The sequence below is a fragment of the Longimicrobiaceae bacterium genome (assembly GCA_036375715.1).
In the GTDB taxonomy this organism is placed as follows: Bacteria; Gemmatimonadota; Gemmatimonadetes; order Longimicrobiales; family Longimicrobiaceae; genus DASVBS01.
This window is the reverse complement of record DASVBS010000060.1, coordinates 64302-76798: the sequence shown is the minus strand read 5'-3', so window position 1 is coordinate 76798 and position 12497 is coordinate 64302. Positions and strand designations below refer to the sequence as shown.

At 66.8% G+C, this 12497-nt stretch carries 7 protein-coding genes; 1 reads left to right on the top strand and 6 read right to left on the bottom strand.

From position 1 onward, the window contains the following. Positions 1-45 precede the first annotated feature (45 nt). Together treZ and glgX are read right to left on the bottom strand one after the other, a co-directional pair. Positions 46-1911, bottom strand: coding sequence for a malto-oligosyltrehalose trehalohydrolase (treZ, locus tag VF167_11540; protein HEX6926044.1), 1866 nt, complete (start codon positions 1909-1911; stop codon positions 46-48). Positions 1912-1913: 2 nt separating this feature from the next. Beyond that, on the bottom strand, positions 1914-4046 hold the full coding sequence (gene glgX / locus VF167_11535; GenBank protein ID HEX6926043.1) for a glycogen debranching protein GlgX: 2133 nt from the start codon (positions 4044-4046) through the stop codon (positions 1914-1916). Between the two features lie 231 nt (positions 4047-4277). Between glgX and treY the strand changes: the two genes are divergently transcribed. Further along, a complete protein-coding gene (gene treY / locus VF167_11530) occupies positions 4278-7190 on the top strand; it encodes a malto-oligosyltrehalose synthase (GenBank protein ID HEX6926042.1) in 2913 nt (970 codons plus the stop codon). An 81-nt stretch (positions 7191-7271) separates the two neighbouring features. On the opposite strand, the gene VF167_11525 is transcribed toward treY, so the two are convergent. The 4 genes from VF167_11525 to zwf all read right to left on the bottom strand — a co-directional run bounded on the left by VF167_11525 (position 7272) and on the right by zwf (position 12494). Next, positions 7272-7859, bottom strand: a complete 588-nt coding sequence (locus VF167_11525) for a hypothetical protein (GenBank protein ID HEX6926041.1) — start codon at positions 7857-7859, stop codon at positions 7272-7274. A gap of 53 nt (positions 7860-7912) precedes the next feature. Then, a complete protein-coding gene (gene glgB, locus VF167_11520) occupies positions 7913-10108 on the bottom strand; it encodes a 1,4-alpha-glucan branching protein GlgB (protein ID HEX6926040.1) in 2196 nt (731 codons plus the stop codon). A gap of 95 nt (positions 10109-10203) precedes the next feature. After that, positions 10204-10950 carry a 6-phosphogluconolactonase gene (pgl, locus tag VF167_11515; GenBank protein ID HEX6926039.1) on the bottom strand — a complete coding sequence of 249 codons (747 nt, stop codon included), beginning with the start codon at positions 10948-10950 and terminating at the stop codon, positions 10204-10206. Further along, positions 10947-12494 (bottom strand): glucose-6-phosphate dehydrogenase, encoded by a 1548-nt coding sequence (gene zwf / locus VF167_11510; GenBank protein HEX6926038.1) that lies wholly within the window; start codon positions 12492-12494, stop codon positions 10947-10949. Before zwf ends, pgl begins: the two co-directional genes overlap by 4 nt. Between the last annotated feature and the right edge of the window lie 3 nt (positions 12495-12497).

Below are 12497 nucleotides of genomic sequence, written 5' to 3'. Positions count from 1 at the left end.
TCCGGGGGGCAGCAAGCGGTGCGCCAGGCTCCGCTCCCACCCAGGTCACGCCGCGCGCAACAGCACGGCAACGGGGGCCAGAAGCTGCATGGAGCCGTCGGCTTCCAGTCTGCCCCAGGCGCCGCCCCCTCCGAAGCGCAGCTCCTCGGTCGCGATCAGCGGCAGCCATCGCCTTCCCGAGGGCGGAGCCAGGTCTCCTTCAGCTTGCTGCGGAAGGAAGATCTCGCCGCGCAGGGCTACCAGGAGCAACAGCGACTCGCCGGTCGTGGCACTGCGCCGCAGTCCCAGGGCGCCCTCTCCCAGCGCGAACACCGACCAGCGATCACGGTCCGCATCGCGCATCGCCGGGTGGTCACGGCGGATCGCGAGCAGCTCCCGGTAGAGCCGCAGCACACCCGCATGGGGCGGCCTTTCCCGCTCCGACCAGTTCAGCTTGGAACGCTCGAAGGTTGACGGCGCCTGCGGGTCCGGGATCGTCTGCCGCACCGCTTCGTCCCGGAAGGCAGAGAAGTGTCGAAACTCCTCCCGTCGTCCTTCGGTCACCAGCCGCCCGAGCTCGGGTGGGTGATCGGTGAAGTATAAAAAGGGCGAGCTGGCGGCCCATTCCTGTCCCATCCAGAGGAGCGGCGTATACGGGCTGCAGAGCAACAGCGTCGACACCGCCCGATAGAGCGGCAACCCGATGTCGTGGCTCAACCGCTCCCCGAAGGCGCGGTTCCCCACCTGGTCGTGGTTCTGGAGGCAGTGCGCGAAGCGGGGCGCGGGGATCCCTTGCGCCGAAGTCCCGCGCCGCTTGGGTGTCTCTCCCGGCGACAAACCCTCGAAGAACCATCCCCGCCGCAGCGTTTCCACGATATCCCGGACGGTGCCGGAGTACGAGGCAAAGTACCCCTCGCTGTCGCCCGCTACGAGTCGGCGGATCTGATGATGAAGGTCGTCGGCCCAGACGCCGTCCAGGCCATATCCCCCCTCATCCGGAGGAAGCAGCAGTCGGCGCTCATTCCGCTCGTCCTCAGCGATCAGCAGTCGACGAGGGCCGGGAAGCCCGTGCACCGCCTCCGCCAGCTCCTGGAGGATGTGCTTGGAGGAGTCGTCGACGATGGCATGGCTGGCATCCAGCCGCAACCCGTCGACATGGTACTCCTCGATCCAGTACAACGCATTGCGCAGGACGAAATCCCGGACCGCGCCGCTGCCCGGGCCATCGAAGTTGATCGCCTGACCCCAGGGCGTGTGATGTCGATCGGTGAGGTAGTGGCCGTGGGTGATGGCAGGCAGATAGCTCCCCTCGGGACCGAGGTGGTTGTACACGACGTCCAGGAGCACGGCGAGCCCCTGCTGATGGGCCACATCCACAAAGCGCTTCAGATCCTCGGGGCGGCCATAGGCGGTCGCGGGGGCGAACAGGTCGACCCCATCGTATCCCCAGTTCCGCTCGCCCGGGAAGTTGGCCACCGGCATCAGCTCGACCGCCGTCACCCCCAGTTCCGCCAGGTAGGGAAGCTTCTGTGTGGCTCCCTCGAAGGTGCCCTCCGGCGTAAAGGTCCCCACGTGAAGCTCGTAGATCACCAGATCTTCCAGGGCAATCCCGCTCCACCCCTCGTCTCCCCAGGCGTACGCATCCGGATCGATCACCTCCGACGGTCCGTGTACCCCCTGGGGCTGGAAGCGCGAGGCCGGATCGGGAAACGCCTCGCCCCCGTCCAGACGGAAGCGGTAGAGAGTGCCTGCCCCAAGCCCCTCCACGCGCCCTGAAAAGTACCCCTCCGCCTCGAGTTGAAGAGGATATGCCTCCTGCTCCGCTCCCGACTCGATCACCACCTCCACCCTATTCGAGCCCGGAGACCAGACCCGGAAGTGAACTCCCCCTTTCTCGAGCGTTGCTCCGAGCGGCTCGGTGCCCATCGCCATCGTCACTTACCCTCGATCCGCTTCAGGACCATCACGGATCGGCCGGCCAGCGCGACCTGTTCCCCGGCGGAACGCGACCACGCCCCCTCCTGCACGCGAGGGTCCTCGGTGGTCAGCACGATCTCCCAGGAGATCGGCCGTCGGGCGGGGGGCAACCTGAACGACACCGCCTGCGGGTCCGCGTTGAACAGGATCAGAAAGGTGTCGTCGGTGATGCGGCGGCCGTGGTCATCCCATTCCAGGATCGCGTCGCCCCCCAGACGCATTCCGAACGTGCGGGTGAATTGGGTGTTCCACTCGCTCTCCGTCATCTCCTCCCCGTCGGGCCGAAGCCACGTGATGTCCTCGAGCTCCGAGCCCCGCAAGCGGCGACCCTGGAAGAAGTGGCGGCGCCGGAAGATGGGGTGCGCCTGACGCAAGCGTGCCAGCCGGCGGGTGAACTCGAGCAGGTCCCGGTCGCGCCGACTGAGCTGCCAGTTCACCCAGCTGATCTCGTTGTCCTGGCAGTAGGCGTTGTTGTTGCCCCGCTGCGTGCGCCCCATCTCGTCGCCGGCGCAGAGCATCGGCACGCCCTGCGAGAGAAAGAGGGTGGTGAGGAAGTTCCGCTTCTGTTTCTCGCGCTGCGCGATGATCTCCGGATCGTCGGTGGGGCCTTCGACGCCGAAGTTGTAGCTGAGGTTGTGGTTCTCTCCGTCGCGGTTGTCCTCTCCGTTGGCCTCGTTGTGCTTGTGGTTGTAGCTGACCAGATCGTGCAGCGTGAAGCCGTCGTGGGCGGTGATGAAGTTGATGCTGGCGTGCGGCCTCCGCCCGTCCGACTCGTACAGGTCGCTGGAGCCGGTCAGCCGGTAGCCGAGCTCCGCCACGGTCCCCGGGTCGCCGCGCCAGTACGCCCGCACGGTGTCGCGATACCGGCCATTCCACTCCGCCCAGAGCACGGGAAAGTTCCCGACCTGGTACCCCCCTTCGCCGACGTCCCACGGCTCCGCGATCAGCTTCACCCGCGAGATCACCGGATCCTGGTGGATGATGTCGAAGAAGGCGGAGAGGCGGTCCACCTCGTGGAGCTCGCGGGCCAGCGTCGCGGCCAGGTCGAAGCGGAACCCGTCCACGTGCATTTCCTGGATCCAGTACCGCAGTGAATCCATCACCAGCTTCAGGGTCTGAGGATGCATCATGTTCAGCGAATTCCCCGTGCCGGTGTAATCCACGTAGAAGCGCGGATTGTCGGGATTCAGGCGGTAGTAGGTGGGGTTGTCGATGCCCTTGAGGGAGAGCGTCGGACCCAGGTGGTTCCCCTCGGCGGTGTGGTTGTAGACGACATCCAGGATCACCTCGATCCCCGCGCGATGGAGTCCGCGGACCATCTCTTTGAACTCCCGCACCTGTTCACCGTAGTCGCGCGCCTTGGCGTAGCGACCCGCGGGGGCGAAGTAGTTGATGGAGCTGTACCCCCAGTAGTTGGAGAGGCCGCGCTGCGCCAGGAAGGGCTCGTCGACGATCTCATGCACCGGAAGCAGCTCGATCGCGGTGATGCCGAGTGACTTCAGGTGATCGATGATGGCGGGATGGGCGATCGCGGCGTACGTACCCCGGATCGATGGGGGAACCTCGGGATGGAGGCGCGTGAGGCCTTTGACGTGCGCCTCGTAGATGACCGTCTCGTGCCAGGGGATATCGGGGGGAGTGTCCCCCTTCCAGTCGAAAGAGGTGTCGATCACCACCCCCTTCGGCACGCCCGCGGCGTCGTTCTCGTCGTCGAGCACCCAGTCCTCGCCCGGCTGATCCGCGATGTAGGCAAAGGGCCAGTGGGCGTAGTCGACCTTGCCCGCCAGGGCAAGCGCGTAGGGATCGATGAGTAGCTTGAACGGGTTGAAGCGGAGCCCGAGGTCGGGCCGGTACGCCCCGTTCACCCGGTAGCCGTAGTACTGACCCGGTCCAATGCCCGGCAGATAGCCATGCCAGACGAACGCGGTCCGTTCGCGGAGGCGGACGCAGCGAACCGGGTCAGCATCGCCGGGCTGCTCGAAGAGGCAAAGCTCCACCTCGGTCGCGTTCTCCGAGTAGATCGCGAAATTGGTCCCCTCACCATCCCAGGTGGCGCCGAGCGGAAAGGGGCGCCCCGGCCACACTGTCATACGGCGCCTTCCGCGTCTCGATCCCATCCCCGCCTCGGGGCGCGCGCACACGCTCGCAGCATGAATTCGATCGTTCGGTGATCCGGATCCGGAACGGCCGGAGCTGATGGGCGCCCGGAAGCGGGCCCGGGCAGATGCGGCCGTGCCTGGTTCTTGCAACTCCCGAACCGCTCCGCCAGGGCCACCGCAGGGGGCTGTGGCACCCACTCCGCCCAGCCGTTGGACGAACGCATGAGCGATGGCTTCACTCTCCCCGCCCGGGCACCACTCTCGACGTACCGTCTACAGTTCAACAAAGATCTCACCTTCCGTGACGCGATCCAGCTCGTGCCCTACCTGCACGAGCTGGGGGTCTCCTGGCTTTACGCCTCGCCCTACCTGCAGGCCCGTCCCGGAAGCGTTCACGGATACGACATCACCAACCACGCGCGCCTCAACCCCGAGATCGGCAGCGAGGAAGAGCACATCTCCCTGAGCCGCGCCCTGCGGGCCCACGACATGGGCCAGCTACTGGACATCGTCCCGAACCACATGGGGGTCGGCCAATCCGACAACGAGTGGTGGCTCGACGTGCTCGAGAACGGGCCGAGCTCCGTGTACGCGCCCTACTTCGACATCGACTGGCAGCCGCTGAAGCCGGAGCTCGCGGGTAAGGTGCTCCTGCCCATTCTCGGCGACCAGTTCGGCCGGGTGCTCGAGAACGGCGAGCTGCGACTCGGCTTCGCGGACGGACGCTTCACCCTCACCTATCACGAGCACCGGCTCCCGATCTCCCCCAAATCGTCGACGCTCATCCTGCGCGACGTGCTGGAGCGAATGAGCCGGCGCCTCCACCCGGAGCACGATCACCTGGTCGAGCTCGAGAGCATCGTCACCGCGCTCGAGCACCTGCCACCGCGAGACCGTACCGACGAGCGCAGCGTCGCGGAGCGCAAGCGCGAGAACATCGTCTCCAAGCGCCGGCTCGCGGCGCTGGAAGCGGAATCGGAAGAATTTCGCCGGGCCATGGAAGCATCGCTCGAGGCCTTCAATGGCCGCGTGGGCGAGCCGCACAGCTTCGACGACCTCGAGCGCATCCTGGCGGATCAGGCGTACCGCCTCGCCTACTGGCGCGTGGCCGCCGACGAGATCAACTATCGACGCTTCTTCGACATCAACGAGCTCGCGGGCGTGCGAGTCGAGCGGCCGGAAGTCTTCCACGCCACCCACGACTTCATCCTCAAGCTGGTGGCCGAGGGCCGCGTCGACGGGCTGCGCATCGATCACCCCGACGGGCTCTACGACCCCACGCGCTACCTGGAGAACCTGCAGCGGGAGTGCGAGCGCCGGGCTGGCCATCCCGTTTACGTGGCCGTGGAGAAGATCCTCACCGGCGACGAGCCACTTCCTGAAGGCTGGCCGGTGGCAGGGACGGTGGGTTACGAATTTCTCAACCAGCTCAACGGTCTCTTCGTGGACCCGGGCGCCGAAGCGCGCATGCATGCGATCTACCGCGACTTCGTCGGACGGGAAGTGGACTATCACCGGCTGGTCTACCTGCGCAAGAGCCTGATCATGCGGATGGGGTTGGTGAGCGAGCTGAACGTGCTCGCCTACCTTCTCGACCGCATCTCCGAATCGAACCGCCGCCACCGCGATTTCACCCTGGGCAGCCTCAAGGACGCGCTGCGAGAGACCATCGCCAGCTTCCCCGTCTACCGCACCTACATCGACGCGGAACGGGGGCGCGTGTCGCCGGAGGACCGGCAACACGTCGAGCGCGCCATCCGCACGGCGATCCGTCGCAACCGCGCCACGAGCCGGTCGGTTTTCGATTTCATCCGGGACATCCTGCTGCTGCGCTGGCCGGACGACCTGACCGCCGAGGCGCGGGAGCGGCATGCCCGCTTCGTGATGAAGTTCCAGCAGCTCACCGGGCCGGTGATGGCCAAAGGGGTGGAGGATACCGCTTTCTACATCTTCAACCGCCTGGTTTCGCTGAACGAGGTAGGCGGCGAGCCGAGCCGCTTCGGGGTGGCGCCGGCGGAATTCCACCGCTGGGTGGAACGACGTTCGACGAAGTGGCCCCTGTCGCTCAATACCACCTCTACACACGACACCAAGCGATCGGAAGACGTGCGCGCGCGGATCGACGTGCTCGCGGAGATGCCGGAGGCTTGGGGAGAGGCGGTTCGCCGCTGGGCGGAGATCAACGCCGTGCACAAGCGCCGCTCCGAAGACGGCGATCCGATCCCCACACGGAACGACGAATACCTCTTCTACCAGACACTGATGGGGGCCTGGCCGCTGGACCCGACGAGCCCGGAGGAGGCAACGGAGCTCACCGCGCGGTTGCAGCGGTATATGGAGAAGGCGACGCGCGAGGCGAAGGTTCACACCAGCTGGATCGATCCCAACGAGGAGTACGACGAGGCGGTGCGCGGCTTCGTCGCCGCTGTGCTGAAGCCGGCGGAGAGCGGCAACCCTTCGGGTCCTTTCTTCGAGTCCTTTCTGCCGTTACAGGAGCGTGTCGCTCGAGCGGGTGCACTGAATTCGCTCGCGCAGACGATCCTCAAGCTGACGTGCCCCGGCGTCCCGGACATCTATCAGGGACAGGAGATCTGGGACTTCAGCCTGGTGGACCCGGACAACCGGCGGCCGGTCGATTTCGAGCGGCGTCGCGCAATGCTCGGCGAGATCGTAGGTCGGTTGAACGGAGAGGAGGATCGTGCGGAACTGGCGCGCTCGCTGGTCGAGAGCTGGAGGGACGGTCGGGCGAAGCTCTACCTGTTGCGGATGCTGCTGCACCTACGCAAACGCGAGCCGGAGCTGTTCCGCTCGGGGGGCTACGTCCCGCTCGGCGCCAGAGGCGAGCGGGCCGACCACGTCGTCGCCTTCCATCGGAGCGACGGGGCCACGGAGATCATCGTGGTGGTGCCCCGCCTCGGCCTGAGCCTGCTCGGCCAGGACAACGGGATCCTTCCCGACCCGTCGGTGTGGAATGGCACCGCGCTGGACTCCCCCCCGAGCCCGCTCCCCGGACCCTGGGTGGGATTGCTTTCCGGACGCCGGCTGGGAGATGAGAGCGAAGGCCCGGCAGGACTGCCGATCCGCGAGATCCTCCAGGATTTTCCCGTCGAAGTGCTGGAACGCGCCCCGCGCTGACCGCTTCTGCTGCCTCTGCTGCGCTGCTCATCCGCCTCCTCCGGGAAGGAGGAGGCGGCGCAGGGCTGCGATCGGACGAGGTCAGCCGCGGACGGCCTGAATGACTTTCTCGGCGACCGAGCGGGGGAGGTTCGCCTCACGCGCGAGCTGGTCGGGGTCGGTTTCGCGCAGCCGCCAGACATACCCGTAGCGGTCGGCGATGCTCTTCACCCGCTGCGGACCCACGCCCGGTATCCGCTCCAGGGTGAGCGCCAGCCGCTCGCGCTCGAGCATCAGGCCGATCTGGTCGCGATCGTTGATGTTGTGACCGCGTGCCTGGAGATCGTCCAGGAAGCGGAGCCAGTCGTCGTGGCCCCACCCATCGGGCCGAGCGCTGGCGAACTCGCGGAGATCCTTGCGCAGATTGACACCGGATCGGGTTCCTCCGCTGCGGCTCCCGCGACCGCCTTTGCTGGCGGCGGAGGCGCGCCCCGCGCGACCATTGCCCTTCGACGCTCCGCGAGCGCTGGTTGTCCTTCCGCTGGCGCTTCCTTCCGCCGTCGTGGCCGACGCGCGCGCGGCGCTTCGACCGCGCGGCGCCTTCGCCTCGCCCGAGCTACGAGCCCCCTTGGCCGGCGCGCTCTTCTTCGCCGGGCCCGGATCCGCCTCCGCGCCTCTCTTCTCAGCCATCGCCCTACCCTCGTTCAGATGGTTACGGCCCTTTCAACCGATCGCTCATCGCTTCACCCGCGCTCGCGCTGGAGAATGAGCATACCCAGCGGCGGCAGTGTCAGCCGCAGTGAGAAGGGGCGGCCATGGTCGGGCACCTCCTCGGCGACTACCCTGCCGGCGTTGCCGAGATTACTCCCACCGTAAAACTCGGCGTCGCTGTTGATAAGCTCACGGTACCAGCCGGCACGGGCGACGCCGATGCGGTAATCATGCCGTGGAACGGGCGTGAAGTTGCAGACCACCACCACCTCGTCCTCAGGATCGTTTCCTTTGCGCACGAAGGACAGGATGGTGTTCTCCACGTCGTGAAAGTCGATCCACTCGAAGCCCTCGTACGTGGAGTCCTTCTGCCAGAGCGCCGGAGTAGCCCGGTAGACGCGATTGAGGTCCTTGACGAAGTGCTGAAGGCCACGATGCAGCGGCCGTTCCAACAGGTACCAGTCGAGCGGTGACGATTCGGTCCATTCGCGCCACTGCCCGATCTCCCCACCCATGAAGAGGAGCTGCTTACCGGGGTGAGTCCACATGTAGCCCAGGGTGAGGCGCATGTTGGCGAACTTCTGCCACTCGTCCCCCGGCATTTTGTCGAGCAGCGAGCGCTTGCCGTGGACGACCTCGTCGTGGGACAGCGGCAGTATGAATCGCTCGCTGAAGGCATAGACCAGCGAGAAGGTGAGCAGCCCGAAGTGGTACTTGCGGTAGATCGCGTCGTGCTCGATGAACCGGAGATAGTCGTTCATCCACCCCATATTCCACTTGAGGTGGAACCCCAGCCCGCCCGCCTCCACCGCTTGCGTCACCCCCGGCCAGGCGGTCGACTCTTCGGCGATCATCAGCGTCCCGGGATGTCGCTCCCGGACGATGCGGTTGAGCGTCCGGAAGAAGTCGATCGCCTCCAGGTTTTCGCGCCCCCCGTAGCGGTTCGGCAGCCACTCGCCTTCTTTGCGGGAGTAGTCCAGGTAGAGCATCGAGGCGACGGCGTCGACCCGCAAACCGTCCGCGTGGAACTCCTCCAGCCAGAAGAGGGCGTTCGCGACCAGGAAGTTGCGGACCTCATTGCGCCCATAATTGAAGATCATCGTGCCCCAGTCGGGATGCTCGCCCTGGCGGGGGTCGGCGTGCTCGTAGAGTGGCGTGCCGTCGAAATGGCGCAGTCCGGACTGATCGCGCGGGAAGTGGGCCGGAACCCAGTCGAGGATGACGCCGATCCCGTTCCGGTGGAGCTCGTTGACGAGGTGTCTGAAATCGTCAGGTGAGCCGAAGCGGCTGGTGGGCGCGAAGTAGCCGGTCACCTGGTAGCCCCACGAGGGGTCGTAGGGGTGCTCCATCACCGGCAGAAACTCCACGTGAGTGAAGCCCATCTCGGTCAGGTACGCGGGCAGCTCGTCCGCCATCTCCCGGTAGGTGTACGGCCGCCCCTCGCGCCAGCGCCACGATCCCAGGTGCATCTCGTAGACGGACATGGCCCCATCCTCGGGACGACGCGCTGAGCGATGCCTCATCCACTCGTCGTCCGTCCACGTGTAGCCGTCGAGTCGACTCACGATCGAGGCCGTCGCCGGCCGCACTTCGGATTGGAACGCGACCGGGTCGCTCTTCAGAAAAGGGGCTCCGTGACGTGGCTTGATCTCGTACTTGTAGAGGGCGCCGGGCCCGATACCGGGGATGAAGATGTCCCAGATTCCGACGCCCGGATGGACGCGCATGACGTGGCGACGACCGTCCCAGTCGTTGAAATCGCCCACCACGCTCACCCGCTGCGCGTTGGGGGCCCAGACCGCGAAGCGGACGCCGCTGACGCCGTCCATCGTATGCGGATGTGCCCCGAGCTTGTGGTACATCCGCAGGTCGGTGCCCTCACCCAGGAGGTGCAGATCCAGCTCGCCCAGGGTGGGGCCAAAGGAGTAAGGATCGTAGAACTCCACCTCCGACCCATTCGGGTCCGTGGCGCGGAGGCGATATGGGCGTGGGAGGTCCGGGGGTGCGAGCGCGGCGAAGAACCCGGCCGGGTGAATACGCTCGAGCTCGATCGGCTCCCTCCCGTCGAACACCGCGACGAGGCGAGTCGCCCACGGCACGAAGGCGCGCACGATTCCGGTTACGGCCCCGTCGGTCAGGACGCGATGCAGCCCGAGCACGGAAAATGGATTGGAGTGTTCGCCGTGAGCGATCAGCCGGATATCGCGAGCGGACGTGGCCTCTGACATCGATCAACGAGTGGGTGGGACGGACGAAAATCGCGGCCCCGAGGATGCGAACGGCGTGCCGCCATGGGCTCGTACTGGGCCCGACCGAGCGGGCTTCAATCGCCGGCGCGGGCGGCGGCGAGAACCTCGCTGGTCACGCGCCAGAGGAGATCTCCGTGCCTGGGCCTGACGCCCTGGGCGGGAATGCGGATGGGGTCCAGCGGCCCGTACATCGCCCGGCGCAGCACACGCGCCTTCGCCGACGACGGCACCAGGAACTCGATGTGCCGGGCGGCACGCAGAACCGGGTAGGTCAGCGTCACCCGCCATTCCCCCAGCGCAGGGTGGAGAGCCGGCAGCGCGAGACGCACCCGCTCGTGCAGGGTCGTCGCGTCGAACGGGAAGAGCGACGCAACGTGCCCGTCGTCCCCCAAGCCCAGATGAACGAGGTCGAATCGGGGGTGCTCGCCGAAGAAGCGGTGCAGCTCGGCTTCGTAGCGCTCCGCGGCACGACGGGCTCCCAGCTCCCCATGGATCCGGTGAACGTTCGCCCCGGCGAGCGCGAGCGGGCGGATGAAGAGGCGGTCGGCAAGCCGGGAATTGCTGCGAGGATGGCCAGGACGAACGGCCCGTTCGTCGCCCCAGAAGAAGTGCACGCGCTCCCAGGGGATCTCGTCGGCCAACACGGGATCGGCGAGCAGGCGAAAGAGTCTCTCGGGAGAGGAGCCGCCGGTCAGGGCGACGACGCAGCGCCCCCGGCGCTCGACCGCGTCCCGGGCGATCGAGCGGAAGCTCTCCAGGGCGGCGCGGGCGAGCTCGTCTGGGTTCGAGTGTTCCTCGATGCGTCCGATCAACGGGTTCACGATCGGCCTCCCACGGACGCACCGGGATCACGCCACCGACGCCCACCCTCTTCCAGCAGGCGCACGGCTCCTTCCGGTCCCCAGCTCCCCGCCGCATAGGTCTCCAGCGGCACCACACCGGCCTCCATCGCCTGCAGAAGCGGGGTCACGATCGCCCACGCGGCCTCGACCTCGTCCTCCCGCGCAAACAGGGTCGGGTCACCCAGCATCACGTCGAGCAGTAGCCGCTCGTACGCCTCGGGCGAACGCTCCTCGAAGGCGGTCAGATAGTCGAAGTCCATGCTGACCTGGCGAAGCGGACCGGCCAGGCCGGGAACCTTTGCCTCGAACTGCAGGGAGATTCGCTCCTCGGGCTGGATCTGCAGGATCAGGACGTTCGGCGCGGGGAGGTCGCGATCTACGCGGTCCAGGATCGGGTGCGGCGCGGGGCGGAAGTGGATCGCCACCTCCGTATGTTTTCTGGGGAGCCGCTTGCCGGTGCGCAGGTAGAACGGAATTCCCGCCCACCGCCAGTTCTCGATGCACAGCCGCAGCGCCACGTACGTCTCCGTGGTCGATGACGGGTCCACGCCCTTCTCGGCGCGGTACGCAGGCACCCGTCCGGCGCCGGGCACCTCGCCCTCCACGTACTGCCCGCGCACCAGCGCCCGACTCAGGTCGGCCTCGCCGTCCACGTGGATCGAGCGGAGTACCTTCACCTTCTCGCTGCGGATCGATTCCGGGTCGTAGGAGCCCGGCGGCTCCATTGCGATGATCGCCAGGAGCTGCAGAAGGTGGCTCTGCACCATGTCCCGCAGCGCTCCCGCCCGCTCGAAATAGCCGGCCCGCGTGCCGATCCCGTCCGACTCGGCGACGGTGATCTGCACGTGATCGATGAGGGAGCGGTTCCAGAGCGGTTCGAAGAGGAGGTTGGCGAAGCGGAAGACCAGCAGGTTCTGGACGGTCTCTTTCCCCAGGTAGTGGTCGATGCGGTAGATCTGGGATTCGTCGAGCACGCCCCGCAGCACCTGGTTCAGCTTCACGGCGCTGTCGAAATCCCTTCCGAACGGCTTCTCCACCACCACGCGAGACCATGCTTCATCTTCCGGGTCCCGCAGAAGCCCGGCGCGGCCGAGGCCCTCCACCACGGTCCTGATCAGCCCGGGCGGGATCGCCAGGTAGTAGAGCAGATTTCCCTGCGTATTGCACGTCGTAGTGATCTGCTCGAGCCGCTGATGGAGAGAGAGGAAGAGCTCGGGCCTGGTGAAGTCGCCGGACTGGTAGAAGACGCGGCCCCCGAAGGCCTCCCACTCTGCGGCCGAAGGTTCGAGCGACGCGAGCGCCTCCCGCACGAGCGAACGGTACCCGGAATCGCGGATGTCTTCGCGGCCCACGCCGACGAGAGCGAAGCCCGCGGGCAGAAGCTGTTGGCGATGGAGACGGAACAGCGCGGGGAGGAGCTTCCTGCGCGTGAGGTCGCCCGTTCCTCCGAAGATGACGAGCGCGAGCGGACCCGCGGGGCAACCCGCCCGCATCCGCTGGCCCATCGAGATGGGCTCTGCCATCTG